The organism is Candidatus Binatia bacterium (assembly GCA_036504975.1).
Taxonomy (GTDB): Bacteria; Desulfobacterota; Binatia; order UBA9968; family UBA9968; genus JAJPJQ01.
In genome coordinates this window covers 1-17546 of the sequence record DASXUF010000100.1, presented here as the reverse complement: position 1 = coordinate 17546, position 17546 = coordinate 1, and the positions used below count along the sequence as shown (strand labels likewise).

At 58.5% G+C, this 17546-nt stretch carries 19 protein-coding genes; 12 read left to right on the top strand and 7 right to left on the bottom strand.

Annotated elements, in window-relative coordinates; all coding sequences use genetic code 11:
• Nucleotides 1-45 precede the first annotated feature (45 nt).
• The 4 genes from VGL70_13030 (at nt 46) to VGL70_13015 (ending at nt 3452) form a co-directional block, all read left to right on the top strand.
• Entirely contained in the window at nt 46-1155 is a 1110-nt protein-coding gene (locus VGL70_13030) for an extracellular solute-binding protein (GenBank protein ID HEY3304449.1), read from the top strand.
• The gene (locus VGL70_13025) at nt 1152-2780 is read left to right on the top strand and encodes a thiamine pyrophosphate-binding protein (GenBank protein HEY3304448.1); all 1629 of its coding nucleotides are present in this window, start codon (nt 1152-1154) and stop codon (nt 2778-2780) included. The genes VGL70_13030 and VGL70_13025 overlap by 4 nt, the downstream gene beginning before the upstream one ends.
• Nucleotides 2781-2890: 110 nt before the next feature.
• Nucleotides 2891-3169, top strand: a complete 279-nt coding sequence (locus VGL70_13020; protein ID HEY3304447.1) for a hypothetical protein — start codon at nt 2891-2893, stop codon at nt 3167-3169.
• Nucleotides 3162-3452, top strand: a complete 291-nt coding sequence (locus VGL70_13015; protein HEY3304446.1) for a hypothetical protein — start codon at nt 3162-3164, stop codon at nt 3450-3452. The genes VGL70_13020 and VGL70_13015 overlap by 8 nt, the downstream gene beginning before the upstream one ends.
• A 33-nt stretch (nt 3453-3485) precedes the next feature.
• Here VGL70_13015 and VGL70_13010 read toward each other — a convergent pair whose 3' ends face one another.
• Nucleotides 3486-3974 (bottom strand): tetratricopeptide repeat protein, encoded by a 489-nt coding sequence (locus VGL70_13010; GenBank protein HEY3304445.1) that lies wholly within the window; start codon nt 3972-3974, stop codon nt 3486-3488.
• Nucleotides 3975-3983: 9 nt separating this feature from the next.
• Nucleotides 3984-5039, bottom strand: coding sequence for a DUF6282 family protein (locus VGL70_13005; protein HEY3304444.1), 1056 nt, complete (start codon nt 5037-5039; stop codon nt 3984-3986).
• A gap of 312 nt (nt 5040-5351) precedes the next feature.
• Here VGL70_13005 and lepB point away from each other — a divergent pair, with 312 nt between their 5' ends.
• Complete coding sequence (lepB, locus tag VGL70_13000; protein HEY3304443.1) at nt 5352-6065, top strand: signal peptidase I; 714 nt, start codon at nt 5352-5354, stop codon at nt 6063-6065.
• 67 nt (nt 6066-6132) lie between these two features.
• Here lepB and VGL70_12995 read toward each other — a convergent pair whose 3' ends face one another.
• Nucleotides 6133-6696 carry a glutathione peroxidase gene (locus VGL70_12995; GenBank protein HEY3304442.1) on the bottom strand — a complete coding sequence of 188 codons (564 nt, stop codon included), beginning with the start codon at nt 6694-6696 and terminating at the stop codon, nt 6133-6135.
• Between the two features lie 156 nt (nt 6697-6852).
• Between VGL70_12995 and VGL70_12990 the strand changes: the two genes are divergently transcribed.
• Nucleotides 6853-7644, top strand: a complete 792-nt coding sequence (locus VGL70_12990) for a glutathione S-transferase family protein (protein ID HEY3304441.1) — start codon at nt 6853-6855, stop codon at nt 7642-7644.
• Between the two features lie 61 nt (nt 7645-7705).
• Nucleotides 7706-8080, top strand: coding sequence for a cupin domain-containing protein (locus tag VGL70_12985; GenBank protein ID HEY3304440.1), 375 nt, complete (start codon nt 7706-7708; stop codon nt 8078-8080).
• A gap of 62 nt (nt 8081-8142) precedes the next feature.
• Here VGL70_12985 and VGL70_12980 read toward each other — a convergent pair whose 3' ends face one another.
• Nucleotides 8143-8388, bottom strand: coding sequence for a hypothetical protein (locus tag VGL70_12980; GenBank protein ID HEY3304439.1), 246 nt, complete (start codon nt 8386-8388; stop codon nt 8143-8145).
• Nucleotides 8389-9459: 1071 nt separating this feature from the next.
• Here VGL70_12980 and VGL70_12975 point away from each other — a divergent pair.
• The 5 genes from VGL70_12975 (at nt 9460) to VGL70_12955 (ending at nt 13933) form a co-directional block, all read left to right on the top strand.
• Nucleotides 9460-9831: a hypothetical protein gene (locus VGL70_12975; protein ID HEY3304438.1), complete on the top strand. Its 372-nt coding sequence runs from the start codon at nt 9460-9462 to the stop codon at nt 9829-9831.
• Nucleotides 9832-10135: 304 nt separating this feature from the next.
• On the top strand, nt 10136-11380 hold the full coding sequence (locus tag VGL70_12970) for a TIGR00300 family protein (GenBank protein ID HEY3304437.1): 1245 nt from the start codon (nt 10136-10138) through the stop codon (nt 11378-11380).
• A 32-nt stretch (nt 11381-11412) separates the two neighbouring features.
• Complete coding sequence (locus tag VGL70_12965; GenBank protein ID HEY3304436.1) at nt 11413-12204, top strand: arginine deiminase-related protein; 792 nt, start codon at nt 11413-11415, stop codon at nt 12202-12204.
• A 67-nt stretch (nt 12205-12271) separates the two neighbouring features.
• Nucleotides 12272-12994 (top strand): hypothetical protein, encoded by a 723-nt coding sequence (locus VGL70_12960; protein ID HEY3304435.1) that lies wholly within the window; start codon nt 12272-12274, stop codon nt 12992-12994.
• 87 nt (nt 12995-13081) lie between these two features.
• Nucleotides 13082-13933 carry an alpha/beta hydrolase gene (locus VGL70_12955; GenBank protein HEY3304434.1) on the top strand — a complete coding sequence of 284 codons (852 nt, stop codon included), beginning with the start codon at nt 13082-13084 and terminating at the stop codon, nt 13931-13933.
• Between the two features lie 97 nt (nt 13934-14030).
• Here VGL70_12955 and VGL70_12950 read toward each other — a convergent pair whose 3' ends face one another.
• Genes VGL70_12950 through VGL70_12940 form a run of 3 tightly spaced genes read right to left on the bottom strand, consistent with a single transcriptional unit; the run spans nt 14031 to nt 17223 of the window.
• Nucleotides 14031-15041: an ABC transporter substrate-binding protein gene (locus VGL70_12950; GenBank protein ID HEY3304433.1), complete on the bottom strand. Its 1011-nt coding sequence runs from the start codon at nt 15039-15041 to the stop codon at nt 14031-14033.
• Nucleotides 15042-15073: 32 nt separating this feature from the next.
• On the bottom strand, nt 15074-16159 hold the full coding sequence (locus VGL70_12945) for an amidohydrolase family protein (GenBank protein ID HEY3304432.1): 1086 nt from the start codon (nt 16157-16159) through the stop codon (nt 15074-15076).
• A gap of 14 nt (nt 16160-16173) precedes the next feature.
• Nucleotides 16174-17223: a hypothetical protein gene (locus VGL70_12940; protein ID HEY3304431.1), complete on the bottom strand. Its 1050-nt coding sequence runs from the start codon at nt 17221-17223 to the stop codon at nt 16174-16176.
• Nucleotides 17224-17546 lie beyond the last annotated feature (323 nt).

Sequence of the window (17546 nt, the reverse complement as noted above, 5' to 3'; positions counted from 1 at the left end):
TCGTCGTCGGGCTACCGCAATTCAAAGACGAGGAAAGTGACCGTTGTGCGGCTCTGCTTTGGTTTTATTCTTGTCTTGGTTTTCGCGATCTTCCACCCTGCGCTGGCCCGAGCCGACTGGAAGGAGGACTGGGACAAAACCGTCAAGGCCGCGAAGCAGGAAGGCACGGTCGTCATCTACACCTTCCCCGGCCATGAGCGGCTATTTCAGGACTTTCAAAAGAAGTTTCCCGAGATAAAGCCCGTCGAGGTGACCGTCCGGGGATCGGAGAGAGTCACCCGCATCCTTTCGGAAAGACGGGCCGGGAAGTACATCGCCGACCTTCTTATGGGTGGCGCCGGCTCCGCCGCGGCCGGTCTCCTGAAGGGCGGCGTCCTCGATCCGATCAAGCCCGTTCTGCTGCTTCCCGACGTGCTGGACCCATCCAAATGGTGGCTGGGCAGGCACATCTACGGCGACGACGACGGAAAGTACATCTTTTCCTACTCCGGCGCGCCGCTCTATTATTTTCATCACAACACGAACCTGGTAAAGCCCCAGGAGGTCAAATCCTACTGGGACTTTCTGAGTCCCAAGTGGAAAGGAAAGATTGTGATCGCCGAGCCGCTCACGGGCGGCACGCAGGAGGTGCTCCAGTTCCTCTATTATAACCGGGAGATCGGGCCGGACTTCGTGAAGCGCTTCCTCACCGAGATGGACGTGACGGTAAGCCGCGACATCCGGCAGATGGTCGATTGGGTGGCGCAGGGAAAGTACGCCATCTCGGCGCTGCAGAACGCGGACCGCCTCGATATCTGGGACGCGAAGAATAAGGGGCTTGCGATCGACGCTTTTAAAACCGACAGGTTCAAAGAGGGAGGGTTTGTGGGTTCGGGCGGAGGGAACGTCATGCTCCTCAACCGCGCCCCCCACCCCAACGCGGCCAAGGTCTTCGTCAATTGGCTGCTGTCGCGCGAGGGGCAACTCGCGTATCAGAAACTCGTCGAGACCGGAAGAAACTCGCTTCGGATCGACATCCCGAAAGACGACGTCCCCGAGCACGCTCGGATCGTCGCCGACGCCAAGTACGCCCTGCTCGACGATCCCGCCTATTCCGACCTCGAAACCGTGCGCAGCTTCGTCGCCGAAGTGTGGAAAAAAAGAAAACAAGGATGAAATCCTCCGTCGCCCGGCTGATCGTGCAATTTCTGAAAGAGGCCGGCGTGCGCCATATCTTCGGCCTCTCCGGCCATTCCGTCTTCGACATCACCGACGCGCTCTACGGCGATCCCGAGATCCGGTTCGTGCAGGCGATGCACGAAGGCCCGGCCGCCTACATGGCGGCGGCCTATGCCAAGGCGACGAGAAGTCTCGGAGTGTGCCTGGCTTCCTCCGGCGCCGGAGCGACCAATCTCCTGACCGGAATCGCTTACGCATATAAGGAGTCGATTCCGCTGATCGCGCTGTCGTCCGATGTCCGGAGCCGCGAGGCGGGAAAAGGCGCCTCTTCGTGGCACGAGGTCCCGCAGCGCGAGATGTTCGAGCCGGTCACCAAGATGAGCGTGACGTTGAAGCGCGAGAGCGTCCTCGATTCCCTGCGCGAAGCGGTCCGGCAGGCGACGACGGGAAGAAAGGGTCCGGTCTACATCGGCGTGCCGCGCGACGTCCAGAATCTCGAAGTGGAAATTCCCGAGCCGCCGCTTGTACCGAAGCCTCCTCCCCCGCTTGCGCCGGATGCCGCCGCCGTCGAGCGCGCGGCCGAGGAACTGAAAGCCGCCGCCGCTCCGGTCATCATTGCGGGCGGCGGCGTCTACTGGGCGCGCGCTGAAGAGGAGCTGAAAGAGCTCGCCGAAATTCTCGGCGCGCCGTTCGCCACGACGCCGTCGCACAAGGGGCTCGTCTCCGAAGAGCATACTCTCTCGCTCGGCGTTCTCGGCTTCGGCGCGTTTCCTTTTGCCAATTCCTTTTGTCTCGAGTCGGATCTCGTGCTCGCCGTCGGAGCGACCTTCAGCGAGGCGCTGACCCTCGGCTACGGCGCAAAAGTAATACCGGATGGCGTGCCGATCATACATGTCGACAGCGACCGGGGCGAGATCGGGAAGATCTATCCGGTGCGCCATGGTGTCGTCGGCGACGCGAAGATCGTCCTGCGTGAGCTGATCGATCGGCTAAAGGGAGCGGAGAGAAGAAAACATTCCGCGCGGCTGGAGCGGCTGGCGAGCGAGAAACGCGCCTGGCGCGAGCAGCTCGCGTCGCACGATTACGGCGCGGCAGGCCCGATCGACCAGTGGCACGTCTATCGCGCGCTCATGGAAGTCATGAGTGAGGAAACGATCGTCGGCGGCGCCGGAGGGACGACGGAGCTCGTCAGGCGCTTCATCGCAACGTCGTACGCGTACCACTCCGGCGACTTCCGCGCCATCGGCTCCGGACTCGCGACTTCGATCGGCCTCGCTCTCGCCTTCCCCGCCAGGCCGATCGCCTGCGTGACGGGCGACGGCTCGTTCATGCTCGAAACCCAGGAGCTGGCCACCGCCGCCGCGTGGAAGCTTCCCATCTCCATCATCGTGATCCGGAATTCCGCCTACGGGAATATGAAGCGGGATCAGATCCGCCACTGGGGCGGCCGCGTCATCGGCACCGACCTCCGCCTCCCCGATTTGTGCGCCCTCGCCGCCGCGTACGGCGTCGAGGCGCAAAGAGTCGAGCGGCCGCCTGAACTCGCGCCCGCAATCAAACGGTCTCTCTCTCTGGGAAGACCCTCCCTCCTCGACGTCGTGTGCCCGATCGAGGGGATCTAATAGCCCTTCATGAACGGTTCGCACCAGCGCCCCTTTCTGGCGGAATCTTGGAAGAAATCATGCCTATAAAAGTTCTTGACACGTCCGATAAAGGACTATATAAAAGCCATATGAAGACTCTAACGATTACGGACGCCAAGAAGAACCTCGGCAGGTGGCTGGCTGCCGCTTCTCGAGGCGAAGATGTTGGGATCGTCTGCGGGGCGGACATTATCGCGCTGCGTAAAGTCGAAGTGGAATCCACCGATTATGCTCATCGCGAGTACGGCGCGACGGCCGATCAGGTAGAGGCCCTGGAGAAGGCAACGACGGCGCGCTACCGTAAGCTCAAGCGCTCGGGAAAACTCGTCACGGTCTCGGCCGAACAGCTGAGGAAGATGATTGGCTAAGCCGCTCTCCATCGACCCCGGCGTTTTCCGCCGGCTGCGAGAGCTTCCTAAAAATGAGAGAGTGGAGTGCCTGTTAGCGCTGTGCGAGCTGATTGAAAGCTTTGGGCGACCACACGTTCATAGCGGCCTCGGCATTCGCAAATTGGGAAACAAACTATTCGAGTGTCGCGGCAGCATTGCATTGCGTTTTATCTTCCAGGACCGACCCGCCGATCTTTTCGTTTCGTTCTTGGGCAACCACGATGAAATCGAGGCGCTCCTGAAAAGCGGCAAATATCGCTGACGCGCCGTTTCTTATCGGCTCGCGCCTCGCGCCTTAATTTAAATATCCGCTGCCGCCGCCTTCGGCTTCCGCCAGCGCAAGATTGTGACGGACCGCGTCCAAATGCGGATGGATTTCCAGCGCGCGGCGAAAACAGACCGCCGCTTCGCGAACCTCGTTCAACGAGAAGTGGCAGAGACCCTGGCCGGAAGCGGCGCCGAAATGATTCGGGTTGCGCGCCAGCGTCTGCTGGCAATCGGCGATCGAACCGGCAAAATTGCGTAGCATGAAGCGCACGGTCGCCCGCTTGTTCCACCCTTCGGCAAAGCCGGGATTCAGCTCGATGACGCGGCTGAAGAGCCCTTCCGCGTCGGCTAACTTCCGCTGCTGCATCGCTTCGATGCCGGAGCGAAAGAGCCGCTCGGTTTCGGGATCGCCCGCTCGACACCAGATGCGCCAGAGAATCGCCTCCGCCGTCGCAGCGAGCTCCGGATCGTCGCCTTTGAGCGCTTCCACCGCTTCCCTTTCCGTTGTCGGATACATTATCGGCTATTATGCCGCGCTTGCCCGTCGCTTTGTCGTCGCGTTCAGTCCGACGATCAGCGACGGGTTCACGGTGCACATTGTGCGGATCTCGTCCGCCGTGCAGCCGAAAGCCGCCATGTAGCCGCGCAGCAGACGGAGCGACTCCACCGAGTTGGGAAACAGCGGCTCGCCCGCGTCCGACGAGAGCGCGCAGTGCTCGGGACCGATCGCGCGAATGGCCTTGTACATGTTTGCCGGATCGATGCCGAGAAGCGGCGACAACTCGTCGTAGGTGAAGTTGAGCCACAGGCCCGCCGCAGCCGCTTCCTTCATTTCCTCGATGGTCAAAGCGACGAACGGGCTGAAGGGATGATCGACGACGCCTTTTTTGAAGCCGATCTTCCGGCTGAATTCCGCCATGGCGCGAAACTCGGGCTTGGTCGGATGGCCGAAAAAGATCGCCGCGGCGCGGTCGCGAGCCATCCGGAAGATCTCTTCGATCTCCGGTAAAAGCCCGCCCTTGTCGTCGAGAAGGTAATGGCCGTATTTGAGCGCTTCGGACCAGGACAAGGGTTCCGTATGGGCGTTCGGATCGGCGCTCTTGTCCCAGGCGCTGGGCTTCCCGCCGACGATCGAGAGCGTGTTGGCCGAGGTGTTGTTGGGCATCCAGAGCGCGACGACGCCCGCGTTCAGCATCTTGGCCGACCACGCGGGCTCGATCTTCGAAAGAAAACCTTGCGTGACCGAGCTGCCCGCCCAGAGATGCACCGGGGTCAACCCGTTCTCCTCGCACCAGGATTCCAGCTTGCCGCGCACGGCGGCAACCGACGCCGCCGGATCCTTTCGTCCGACGATCGTCTTGTAAAGCACGCCCCTCATGCCGCTCTTCGTGGCGAGCTTGGCGACGCCGAGCGCATCCTGCTGCCCCTCGTGCGCATGGCAGTGGATATCGATCGCGTCCTCGACGCCGGCGACGTAGTCGAGCGCGGGATCGACGGCCTGCTTGAAGCCGCGGCGGGCGGGATACGATGTGACCGAGCGAATCGCGCTCGGCGTGGAGTAGTTGGGTTTTGGGTCGGCCATGTTCAATCCTCCCCAATAATGAGTTGATTGGACCATAGCGCGCCCGCACGCGGCACGCAACGTTCTTGTATTCAATTTGAACAACCTCATTGAGCAACTCGCCGCTTGACGAATGTAATGCCGCGGAGTATGGCTCACCAATTCATGTCAAAACCTACGAACGAAGTTGGCACCGGGATAACACAGTCAAGCCTCACGGGCTTGCCACATGAAACTATTCCAAGGAAACGGTACCCCGTAGGTGCCGCCCTACTCAGTTTCCCCGTCCTGGGGTTAGGCCAGCTTTACAATGCCCAACCAAAAAAAGCTGTCGTGATTTATTTGCTCTCCCTTTCAATGATTCCGGTTTTGTCTATGACGACGATGCCCCTTACATTTTCCGGGGCGCTTTTTCTTCTACTGGTGAGCCTAGTCTTTTTCGGTTTTGTCATGGCGGACGCGGCAAAGAACGCAAGACGGCTTGGCAGTATTACATTGCAGAAATACAACAAGGTATGGGTTTATGTCTGCATCTTCCTTCTCCATGCGTTCCTCATTACGACCGTTCTTGAAATATTTTTTCCGCGATCGGTAAAGGCTTTCAAAATTCCATCCGGCGGTATGCTGCCGACTCTTGAGATTGGCGACCACCTTATTGTTGATCTGACCTATTACGCGAAGCATGAGCCTCGCAGAGGAGACGTGGCGGTTTTTATTTTTCCAGAGGAGAAATCGAAAGACTTTATTCAGAGAGTCATCGGCCTGCCAGGTGAAACAGTGGAGATCAGAAGGAAGAAGGTATTTGTTAACGGACAGGAGCTTTCCGAGCCGTGGACGCACCAGTTCGACGAAAAGAGCGCAGCCGCTCAAGCCAATTTCGGACCGAAAGTCGTGCCGGTAGGCGCATACTTCTTACTAGGCGACAATCGAGACCACAGTTATGATAGTCGGTTCTGGGGTTTTGTAGACCGCTCCCTTTTCAAGGCTAAGGCTCTTTATATTTACTGGGCCGCCGACAAAGGGCGGATCGGCGCCACGATCAATTAGTGCCGGCATCGAAAACACGCATCTCCTTTCGACGGTCGGGCTTGACCGGCGACAGTGGCGCAAAGTATCAGCGCGCAAGAAGTTTTTCGATCTGCGACGTGACCTTTGGATCCGCCGGTTCCACGGCGCTTTCGAACGCGGCGACCGGCTGGCCCGTCCGGTCGAGGAGATATTTGTGAAAGTTCCAGCGCGGCGGCTTGCCGGTCTTCGCGGCAAGCTCGCGGAAGAGCGGGTTCGCGTTGGCGCCGACGACGGACGTCTTCGTGAACATCGGGAACGTGATGCCGTAATTCACCTGGCAGAACTCGGCGATCTGCTTGTTCGACCCCGGCTCCTGGCCGCCGAAATCGTTCGCCGGGAATCCAAGAACGGCAAACCCTTTCTCTCGATAGCGGCGGTATAGTTTCTCCAAGCCCTCGTACTGCGGCGTATAGCCGCACTCGCTCGCCGTGTTGACGATCAGCAGCACCTTCCCGCTGAACTGGCAGAGCGAGACCGGCTCGTCCCGCAGATTCGCGAATTCGTGATCGAGGGTAGTAGGACACGCTGCCTCGGCCGCGGCGGCCGAGCGCGGAGCGATCAATACGCCGACTGCGGCAACGATAAACGCGCAGATCCATGGGGCGAGCATGCTTTCCCCCTTCCTGTTCCTCTTTTACCACGAGTCCAGACTCTGGAAAATATCTCCGGCCAAGAAAGAGGGTTCTCAGCGGCGCCTTTGCGTAATCGCGCAAACATGAGATGATTCCGGCATGCAGCGAAATTCAGACCATGAGGAGGCGAAGCCATGATCGAGCTGTATCACACCGACATGTCGGTTTGTGCTCAAAAGGTGCGCTTTGCGCTGGCTGAAAAGAAACTCGCCTGGGAAGGCCGTCATTTGAATCTTCGCGCAGGAGATCAGCAGAAGCCGGATTATCTAAAGCTCAATCCCAACGCCGTCGTTCCCACGCTGGTGGACAACGGTACGGTCGTCATCGAGTCCACTGTCATCTGCGAATATCTCGACGACGCTTATCCCGAGCCGGAAATTCGGCCGGCGGACGCCGCCGGCCGGGCGCGCATGCGGCTCTGGACCAAACAGCTCGACGAGGGCGTGCACGCGGCAACCAGCGTCGTCAGCACGGCCATCGCATTTCGCTATCAAAAGCTAGCCCAGGGAATGGAGGCGCTGGAGGCATTCCATAAGAAAATGCCCGATCCGGTCAAGCGGGAGAAAAGCTGGGAGAACATCACCAAAGGCGTCGAATCGCGCTTCTTTGCCGACGCCGTCAAGCGGTTCGATAAATTGCTCGCCGACATGGAAGAGACTTTAACCGGCGAGCCGTGGCTTGCGGGCAAGGAATTTTCGCTCGCCGACATAGGCTATGCGCCGTATCTAACCCGGCTCGATCACCTGCGATTGCAGTTTCTCTGGGACAAGCGCCCGCATGTTCCCGCGTGGTACGACCGGCTGCGCGAACGGCGCGGGTACACTGAAGCCTTGGAAAAATGGTTCAACACCGAGTACCTGCCGCTGATGAAAGAAAAGGGTCTCGAAGCTCAGTCGAAGGTCAAGGCGATTGTCGGAACCTCCTGAGCGCCTTGACCTCTTTGCCGCCCGCGTGTAGGTCTGGCGCAGAAAGAAGAGGAGGCGAGCCATGCGCGTGCTAAAAATCCGCGAGCTGCCGGAAAAACCGATGGACACCGCGACGCCCGTCCCGGGCTGGACCGGCGGACCGGTCAGCCGAACGCGGCAAGCGGTCATCGGCGAAGGCCAGTCGGAAAATTTTCGCTGCAACGTCGTCAACTTCGGCGCCGGCGCGACGACCGGGTGGCATGTCCACGACTGCGATCAGATTTTGCTGGTGACCGCAGGCAAGGGAGTGGCGGCGACGGAAACGGAACAGCGCGAAATCACAGTGGGCGACATCGTGCATATTAAAGCGGGCGAGCGCCACTGGCACGGCGCGACGGCGGAGTTGCCGATGTCGCATATCACGGTTACGGTTCCGGGCGCCAAGTCGATCCATTGACGATCGGCTCCCTTAGAACGCGGCAGCCTCTCTCGGGCCGATTTGACAACAAAGCCGGATAGTCATGCTCGGTTCTGACGGCTGATTTCCGCTTCGATCTCACCCAGCGCGTCGGGACAATACTCGGAGGCGATCCGAATCAGCTCCTGGCAGTCAGTATCGCTGCAGTTTACCTCGTAAAACCCGCTCAGCGGGTCTCCGGTCCTTCGGATAACGGGAGCTCCTAAAAGAACGTCGTGCGCGAGAGATCCGGGTTGCGTCCTGTCGAGCAAGCAGGCGCGAGCCGCCGCTGTCAAACGAATAGTCATGGGACCACTCTATTCCACAAATCCGTGAAACCCAACAAACGACCCTTTTTGGGCCTAGTCAATTTAGTCGACAATGTCGCCTAAAATCCTGCCGGTGGAAAATCTATGAGCATGGCGAGGTACCATGACCACCCCCAGCACCATTTGCGCATTTGCGCAATTGAGCAAACGTGACATGTCCGGATCATAGCGACTGGCTTCGGTAGGTGACCGACTGAAGTTCAGGATATCAATCGCAGCATGCTTGAGTTTGCTGCCAATCGTATTTCTGTTGGTAGCCGCCTTGGAACTCTTTAACGCGCGATCCGACACCGCACACCTATACCCATTCGGCTCGGAGCATGCCGGGTGGTTCTATCAATCGCTCGCTCATTACAGACTAGGCTTGAGCGTGGACGCCGCGCTCGCGATGATCGCCCTGGTCAGCGTTGCGGACATTTGCCGGGGACGAAAATATTCCTGGGTTCTTTACCTACCTTTTTTCTTCTCGGCCATTTTCACGATAGTAACCGTCTATTCGGACTAAAACCTCATTCGCGCATTTGCGCAATTGAGCAAACGTGACAAGGTCACTTAGAGTGAAGACTCGGTCTCTGGTAGCACGACTCAAGCAATTAGACATGGGGGGGCAATCTGTCGCGGGTCGAGAAATCCGCGCCCTACCCTGCCAACGATTTACAATCTCGGGAACATCAACAGCGGCTTGGACATTTAGCGGCAATCAGTGGTTGAGATTAGTCTCGGGGTCGCGAAAACAAAATTCCAGAATTGACCCGCGAATTTCAACGTTTGACCTGTTCCTCAAACTCACGCGGGCGATTCTCTTGGCATAACCATTGCTCATGACACGACTTTATGCCGACCCTTACAAGCGCTGCCTGGATAGCTGGTCTGTTTTTAGCTGGAGCCGCCGGTGCCGTCGCAGTTAAATTTTTGTTCTGGGCCTACGACGAATGGCATAAGAGAAAGCCTCACCAAGGATTCTTAGCACCCAAGCAAACCCTCCAACTCGCCGCCAAACCCCGGGAGCAATGTTGGTGGCGTATCGGGAAGCGGAGAGAGGGTCCGACAATGCACGTTGTCGGAATCATGCGCGCGACGAACGTTTCGCCGGTGCCGGCCCGCGTCACGCGAGCCGAGCTTCGCTACGGCTTTCTCGGGCGAAAACGCATTTCCGGAACGGTGATGGTGTCGGGGTCGATGCCTGAGAACATCTACGGGGCCTTCGATATCGAGCCCAATGAGACGCGGGATTTAACTTTCGATTTCTGGGTCTATCCGCCCGTCCGGGATTCCTTTGAATCTTTTACACCGCGCTCCGTGGCGTTTATCGATCAATTCGGCAACAAGCACACCGCAAAACGCATCACCTTCCTGGCCCACGCATCTTCCGCCTCGGTCCGGCCCAACGAACCGAAAGTGTTTCTCTACGAATTAGCTTAAATTCGGAGTTTGAATTTCGATTTTAGATTTTCCTGCGGAACCGGCACAGCGACACCGCTCATCCCGCGATTCTCCAATTGTTTAGATATCCACAGACTGTTGAAAAACCCCGTTCACCCTTCGAGAGCCTCAGGACGAACGGACCTAGTATTGGAATCGTTGAGTAATTTCCGTTCGTGCTGAGCTTGTCGAAGCACGAGTAGGACTTTTTCAACAGTCTGTCCATGCCAGACCCGAAGCGCGTCGCCCTTCATGTTGTGTCGCCTGAGCTAGTTGGTAGAATAGCTTTAAATGAGAGGTGCGTATGGCGCGGAGCATCGTTCAGATTTCCGGTCATATCATTGATTCACTGATCCTCCCCAAGGTCCTCGATCTCATCATCAATATGGGCGCTGAGTTCGAAATTCTCGATGTTCATATCGGACATCGCCGCGCCGATCGCAGCGCGGCACGCATTCAGATCGATGCTCCAACGCAAGAGTTACTCGAGCAAATATTGGCCAAGGTAAAAGAGCACGGCGCCTTGCCCGTGGAAGCGGAAGAAGAGGCCGTTCAGTATGAAGAAGCGCCCGGTGACGGAATTTTTCCGGATCATTTTTACGCGACAACGAATTTACCGACCTGGATTCGATTGAATGAACAGTGGCTCGAAGTTGAACACCCTGAGATGGATTGCGGCATCCGGCTGAACCTGGAAACCCGGCGCGCCGAGACTGTTCCCATGCATCAAGTGAGGCAAGGCGAGATCATCGTGGTCGGCCATACTGGAGTGAAGATTGTGCCCATGGAGCGGCGCGTGCCCCGGGAGCCGTTCGAGTTTATGTCCAGTTCCGTGTCTACCGAGCAGCCGAAGGGATTGCTGATCCGCGAGATCGCGGTGTCCATGAACCGGACGCGAGCGGAACATGGCCGTATTCTGGTCGTGGCCGGTCCCGGACTCGTGCACACAGGCGCGTCGCGGCATCTCATCGACCTGATCGAAAATGACTTTGTCCAAGTTCTTTTCGCCGGAAATGGCTTGGCGGTGCACGATATTGAAAACGCCCTCTACGGTACTTCGTTGGGCGTTTATTTGGATAAGAACATCCGTGCCACAGAAGGTCACGAGCATCATCTCAGGGCGATCAACACGATAAGAAAGGCGGGCGGAATCAGGCAAGCTGTGGAACAGGGGCTGGTGCAAAGCGGTATATTTTACACCTGTGTCAAAAAGGGCGTCGATTTTGTCCTTGCAGGTTCCATCCGCGACGACGGACCACTTCCGGACGTAATCACCGATACGCTTAAGGCCCAAGATCTGATGCGTGAGAAAATACGCGACGTGAGTTTTGCCTTAATGATGGCTACGACGCTGCATGCGATCGCGACGGGCAATCTTCTTCCGGCCACCGTCAAGACGGTCTGCGTAGATATCAATCCCGCCGTCGTAACCAAACTCAGCGATCGGGGAACCTTTCAGGCGATCGGTCTGGTGACCGACGTCGAACCTTTTTTGCGCGAGCTCTCTCAGTACCTAACGCAGAAAAACAACACGATAGACGCAGCATAAATGATCCTCTACCGCTGTACACGGAGACTGCGATGTGTCTGTTGATGTGTCCGCCCGATTACTACGGCATAGAGTATGAGATTAATCCCTGGATGAGCCGAAGCCGGCAGAGCAGCCGGCAGCGCGCGTATGAGCAGTGGTCAGATTTGCGGCAAATCCTGCAGGGCCGCTTATCTCTAAGCGTGAATCTTGTCGATCCGATACCCGGACTGCCGGACATGGTTTTCAGCGCCAACGCCGGCATCGTCTGGCGGCATAAGTTTATCCCGAGCAACTTTCGCCACAATGAGAGGCGTGGCGAGGTTCAATATTTCGTCGAATGGTTTCGTCATCGTGGGTTCGAAATCGTTCGGCTGGCGGGCGATCACTTTTTCGAGGGTGAAGGAGACGTGTTAAGGTGCGGAGATGCGTGTTTTGCCGGCTATCACATTCGTTCTGATATTCTCGCTCATCAGCGAGTCGCCGAAATCATCGAGAGTGAAGTTCTGTCACTGGAACTGACCGATAGCTGGTTCTATCACCTTGATACTTGTTTTTGTCCTCTTGGCGCGGGCCGTGCGCTCTATTATCCGCCGGCGTTTGATCTGTATGCGCGCGAAGTTTTGCAGAGCCACATTCCGGAGCTCATTCCTGTCGCGGTCGAGGAGGCGCAGCGATTCGCGTGCAACGCGATCGTTGCCGGCAAGGGGATTGTGATGAACGAGGGTTGTCCCCAAGTGCGTGAAAAGTTGCAAAGCCTGGGTTTTACGGTGCTCGAAACCCCGCTCGATGAGTTTATCAAGGCCGGGGGAAGCGCGAAATGCATGGTGCTAAATATCGGATGATACTCTCAAGCTACTCTGTTAGACTGCTTCTATCGCTGCATCGCTGATTCTTCAGGGAGATTCGTCCGTGGCTGAAACGATAAAAGCAAGGATCGGGTTTGTCAGCGCCGGCAAAAGCTCGATGCCGCACTACCGCAGCTTCACGCCGCTCATTCCCCATGACGTCCGGATCGATTTTCACGGCTTGGGTCTTTACGGAGAGAGTCTGTATGAAATCGCGGACAAGAGGGAAACTATAGTTCGGAGAGTCAAGAAGCTGGCGGAGGAGCTTGATTGGAAGGGCGTAATCGTTACTGCCGCGCCGACGGAGGTTCTGAACCCCGGGCTTTACGGAGCTCTCGAGGCGGCGCTGCCGATTCCTTTCACGACGGCGCTCACTGCCTCTGTTGCCGCGCTCAGGGTCTACTCGGCGAAGCGGGTTCTGTTGCTCACTCCTTTCGACGCTCGCTTGAATGACTTGATCTGCCGGCACCTGGAAAATGCCGGCGTGTCGGCGGTCGCGCCGCATCCATTCGAGGAGCTTGGCGTGCCCAAGCGCATGGGCCCCGATGAAGTGTTCGAGTTGACGAAGAAGAGTATCGGCGCCGTCGCCAAAGTCGACGCCGTTTATTTTCAGGGCGCCGTGCTCGACCCAATCAAGGTTCTGGAGCGGCTCGAAAGAGAGCTCGGGATGACGGTGATCGCGAGCAATCCGGCGATGCTTTGGTACCTCCTCTCCAAACTCAAGCTCGCCTATCCTATGCCGGGCTATGGGAGGTTGCTGAGCGAATGGCCCGCGTTGCGCGACTAGCCGGCGCGCTCAAGGGAAAGGTCTCGATCCAGAACGGCAGCGCTTTCCCCACTTGCAGATCGACGTTCGCGGCTGTAGATTGCCGGCATGGAAGCCAACGGCAAATTCGATGTAGACGTGCGGGACGCCGAGTATCAGTCCCTGGCGGGCAAGCCGTGGCTGGCTCGCGTCTATCAACCCAAAGGCAAAGGACCCTTTCCGACCATCGTCGACGTCCACGGCGGCGCCTGGCACAACGGCGACCGGACTAATAATGGCGGCATCGATCAGGCGCTGGCCGCCAGGGGCATCCTGGTAGCTGCCGTCGATTTCCGGCAGCCGCCGGAGGCGGGGTATCCCGCTTCTATCTGCGACATCAACCTCGCTGTTCGTTGGCTCAAACTGCATGCGGCCGAGTTCAACGGAACGACGGCCGTGGGAGCGTTCGGAAATTCCAGCGGCGGCCATCAAGTCGTGCTCAGCGCGCTTCGACCGCGGCACCCAGCATATTCGGCGCTGCTGCTACCCAACCATCCTGAGATCAATGCCAGCCTCGCTTATGTGATCGCCGCCTGGCCGGTCATCGACCCGCTGTTTCGCTTCCGCTACGCCAAAGAGTTCAACCGCGAAGAATTCATCAAGGCGCACCTCGAGTACTGGCGCACAGAGGAAGCAATGGCCGAAGGCAGCCCGCAGAAGATCATCGAACGGGACGAGCAGGTCGATCTGCCGCCCATACTCATGTTGCTGAAGGCGAACGATAAAAATCATCCGCTGGAAATGCAGGAGCGTTTCATCGCGTCCTATCGCAAACGCGGCGGAGCGATCGAGGCAGAGACGTTCGATGGCTTGCCGGAGCACCGAATCGTCCCGTCGCCTGCCCAGCCGGCAACGATGCGCCTGATCGAGACCATCACCGCTTTCATTCGGCGGCAAACCGAAATGCGCCAGGCCTCTTGATTCTTGACGGTCAAGAATCGCAAGAAAGAAACGTCTGCCCTGAGGTTTACTAAAGTCGCGTAAGGAAATCGAATCGAAGAGCGCTGTCTTACTTCCCTCACTTGGCGCGCTTGAGCGCGTCATAAAATCCGCTCTGCTCTAGCTCGCGGACGAACTGCGTGTCGATCTGATCGTCGATCGAGAGCTGGCGCAGCCCCGGCTCGTTTTTCTCCAGGAAGGCTTTGATGACGGCGATGCCCGCCCGGCTCGGGTAGGGGATGTTCGACATGTAGCGCGGATAATTTCTCTGCGTTTCCTCGACCACCACCGGGTCGTCGATCTTGAGCCGCTCCCGCATGACCTTTTTCACGGCGCCGGCGTCGTTCCTGAAAACCGCCGTCGCCTGGCTGATCGCCTTGACGAAGCCGCGGACCGCCTCGGTATTCTGTTTGATGAAGGCGCGCCGCGTGACGACGCCCGCGACCTGGTACTCGGGAATCAAATCGGCGAGGTCCGCCAGCTCGCGAAACCCTTCCTGCTTGGCCCTCGCCAGGGTGGGCAGCGACAGCGGTCCGCCGAAGATTTTTTTCGACTGCATTCCCGCCAGAATCGGCGGCACGCCGCCCATCTGCAAAATAGGCACGTCGGTCTCCGGCTTGAAGCCCCACTTGTCCAGAGTGAGACGCAGCAGCAAATCGGTCGACGAGCCGTAGCGGGTGACGCCCATCGGCTTGCCTCTGAGTTCCCGGTAGTCTTTGATTTCGGGACGCACGATGATCGAGAACGGCGGCTTGGTCACCAGTCCAAGGATCATGACGGTGTCGCCTCCCTGAGCGTTCACGCGAAAAACCGGCTCGATGCCCTGGATGCCGATCGGCGTCGTGCCGCTGAGCAGAGACTGCATCGCCTGAGAGCCGGCAACGTAGATCAGCTCGACGTCGAGGCCGTATTCGGCGAAGAGGCCCTTGTCGAGAGCGATGAAAGGCACGATCGCGGAGCCCGAGATCGAGCTGTACGCCACGCGGAGCGGCATCTTGGCCGCCGCCCAGGCGGGCGTTGACTCCGCCAGCACGCCGGCAAACAACGAGATTGCGAGAAGGAATGGCGCTCGCGCCGAACGAGTTTTCATTCGCAAACCCTTTCCCAACAACCTTCGTCGTCTCACTTCGCTTTCCGGATGGCCTCCGCCGGGGCCGGACGCTTTAGTTGGAAATACTCCCTCCCGTTGTGGTAGGCGATCTTCTCCTTGGTCTCCCGCGAAAGGTTGGGATGGTTCCACAGGTATTTGAGGTTCTTGGGAAACTCCCCGTCCCAGTGCGGGATGTCCGAGGCGTAGAGGAAGTGACCGTCGCCGAGATACTCGATGGTCTGGGGCAGGAGCCGCTCCTCGGCCTCGAGGCTGAAGTAGACAGGCGACTCGCGCACCACCTCGCTGGGTTTTTTCTTCAGATGCGGCGCCTCGAATTCGCCGCGCAATTCCCAGTGCTCGTCCATGCGGTCGAGCCAGTACGGTAGCCAGCTCGCGCCGATCTCGAGAAAGGCGAGGCGCAGCTTGGGGAAGCGGACCGGCACGCCCTGGAAAATCATGCTGGTGAAGTGGAGAAAGATGCCGACCGGGAAGGTGTAGGTGTGGACCTCGGCGAAGGTTCTGAGCGCGCCCGCGCCGACCTCGTGCGAAGAGCTGCGGTTGCCGTGGACGGAGAGCGGGACATCGAGCCGCTCGGCCACTTCATAGAGCGGGTCGTACATCGGATCGCCGAGCGCCGTGGGCAAACCCATGGAAAGCAGCTCGAAGCTCACCAGGCCCAGTTCGGTGACGGCCCGGCTGAGTTCCTTGGCCGCCTCGTGCGGCCACTTGAGCGGCAGCACGCCCACGCAATGGATGCGGTCGGAGAGCGCGTTGTACTCTTTGGCGAAGTGGTCGTTGGCGGCGCGGCAGGCGGCGACGCAAAACTCGGGCTCGCGCAGCTTCGGGATGTTGCCGGAGCCGGTCGGGAAGAGCACCGCCTCCTCGATGTTGTATTCGTCCATGATCTTGAGCCAGGTCTCGACCTGCTGGGCCGGGCTCATGCCGCGGTCGTAGCCGGGGTAGCCGAGGGTGTCGAAGAGCTCCGTGTCGAAGGGCTGATCGGACGGCCAGAGGCCGGTGTTGCGGCGGTTCCACGGCGGTTCCAGATATTTGCGGATGTCCTGTTGGCGTTCCAGCACATGCCCGTCGGCGTCTATCGTTGGCGGCCAGTCAACCATGTTCCTTCTCCTTTTCAGCGGGGCGGCAAAGGATTGTTGCCGTTGATCGTTTTGAAGAGCTCGATCGTCTCCACGTCGCGCGGCACCGTCCTTATGGTTTCGGTTTGTGTCTCCGGCATCATGGGACTGGCATCGTCTCCGGTCAGCTTCTTGAATTCCTTCTGGAACTCGGAGTCTTGAAAGGTTCTCTTCATCGCGTCGCGCAGAACTTGCACCAGCTCTTTGGGCGTGGCCGGGGGAAGAAGGTAGGGCGTTCCCACGCTTCTCGTGGCGCGCGTCAAGGCCAGGTACCGCCGCTCCCGCTCCGATTTCACGAACGTGTCGATCTCGCGGACATGATCGAACTCCGGCTCCTTGTCTTCCCTGGGTATTTTCATAACGGCCGGAAAATCGAACATCCCTTTTTTCACGGCATCGGGGTTTCGCCGGATCACCTCGGCGGTATTGTTGCTGCGCGCGTCGACCTCGCCGCTCGCCATGGCGACGTCGACTTCCAGGGACGCATAGCCCAGGACAAACCTGGGATCTTTGAGGCCGAGTAGCCAGGCAAAGGCGCGACCGTAAGTATACGTAGTATGGCCCATGGTCGTTGCGCCGATTCTAAGCCCGGAGTGGGCCTGCAGCTTTTCTATATTGCTCAGCCCCAACTCTTTGCGAGTGAAAAAAGCGTAGTGAAAAGCGCTGTCGGTCGATCCGAGCCAATGAAATTTATCGACGTCGTATTCTATGCCGGTCTCCCCCAGGACGGCGCTGGTGAAAATACCGCTGCTGACGTGTCCGATGGTGAGGCCGTCCGGGCGCGCGTTAAAAAGGAAGTTGGCCGCCTTGCGCCCGCCGGCGCCCGGCATGAACTCGGTCACGATCGTGGGGTTTCCCGGAATGTATTTCTTGAGATAGGGCATCACCGCTCGCGAGCGTATGTCGCCCGAGCCGCCCGGCTCGCGCCCCTGGACGAGTCGGATGGTCTTGCCTTGATAGTACGGAGTCTGGGCATCAACATGCCCGCGAAATCCCGGGTGCAAGAGAATGCCGAGAACGATCACGACAAGTATTGCCGTTTTCATTTCAACCTCCTGCCGCTAAACTCGCCCGTCTAATATGACTTTCTTTTGCAACTAGCAAGGGGGTGGAATCAGCTTCCATATGTTGCACGAGCTGGACGAAATCCCAGGGCCGAATCTTCACCTTCGACATCGACCCATGAGCGAGCAGGCTTTTTCTTCTTCCCCTCCTCTTTTGCGTCAAGCAACTAGTGTAGTGTCTCTGAATTAATGGAACTTACCCTTCGTCTAAATTTCAGGGGGAAAGTTTCATGCGAATAGCACAAGCGATTGAGCTGAGTGAAATCGAATTCAAGACGTTGAGGAGTTGTTCTCGCGGGCGCCGC

What these genes read in the sequence shown, in the direction of transcription:
- VGL70_12995 (HEY3304442.1), bottom strand. Translation starts at nt 6,696, where the DNA reads ATGCTCGCCCCATGGATCTGCGCGTTTATCGTTGCCGCAGTCGGCGTA.
- VGL70_12940 (HEY3304431.1), bottom strand. Translation starts at nt 17,223, where the DNA reads ATGAAAACGGCAATACTTGTCGTGATCGTTCTCGGCATTCTCTTGCAC.
- VGL70_12980 (HEY3304439.1), bottom strand. Translation starts at nt 8,388, where the DNA reads ATGACTATTCGTTTGACAGCGGCGGCTCGCGCCTGCTTGCTCGACAGG.
- VGL70_12945 (HEY3304432.1), bottom strand. Translation starts at nt 16,159, where the DNA reads ATGGTTGACTGGCCGCCAACGATAGACGCCGACGGGCATGTGCTGGAA.
- VGL70_12985 (HEY3304440.1), top strand. Translation starts at nt 7,706, where the DNA reads ATGCGCGTGCTAAAAATCCGCGAGCTGCCGGAAAAACCGATGGACACC.
- VGL70_12990 (HEY3304441.1), top strand. Translation starts at nt 6,853, where the DNA reads ATGATCGAGCTGTATCACACCGACATGTCGGTTTGTGCTCAAAAGGTG.
- VGL70_13010 (HEY3304445.1), bottom strand. Translation starts at nt 3,974, where the DNA reads ATGTATCCGACAACGGAAAGGGAAGCGGTGGAAGCGCTCAAAGGCGAC.
- VGL70_12965 (HEY3304436.1), top strand. Translation starts at nt 11,413, where the DNA reads ATGTGTCTGTTGATGTGTCCGCCCGATTACTACGGCATAGAGTATGAG.
- VGL70_13025 (HEY3304448.1), top strand. Translation starts at nt 1,152, where the DNA reads ATGAAATCCTCCGTCGCCCGGCTGATCGTGCAATTTCTGAAAGAGGCC.
- VGL70_13020 (HEY3304447.1), top strand. Translation starts at nt 2,891, where the DNA reads ATGAAGACTCTAACGATTACGGACGCCAAGAAGAACCTCGGCAGGTGG.
- VGL70_12955 (HEY3304434.1), top strand. Translation starts at nt 13,082, where the DNA reads ATGGAAGCCAACGGCAAATTCGATGTAGACGTGCGGGACGCCGAGTAT.
- VGL70_13005 (HEY3304444.1), bottom strand. Translation starts at nt 5,039, where the DNA reads ATGGCCGACCCAAAACCCAACTACTCCACGCCGAGCGCGATTCGCTCG.
- VGL70_12975 (HEY3304438.1), top strand. Translation starts at nt 9,460, where the DNA reads ATGCACGTTGTCGGAATCATGCGCGCGACGAACGTTTCGCCGGTGCCG.
- VGL70_12950 (HEY3304433.1), bottom strand. Translation starts at nt 15,041, where the DNA reads ATGAAAACTCGTTCGGCGCGAGCGCCATTCCTTCTCGCAATCTCGTTG.
- VGL70_12970 (HEY3304437.1), top strand. Translation starts at nt 10,136, where the DNA reads ATGGCGCGGAGCATCGTTCAGATTTCCGGTCATATCATTGATTCACTG.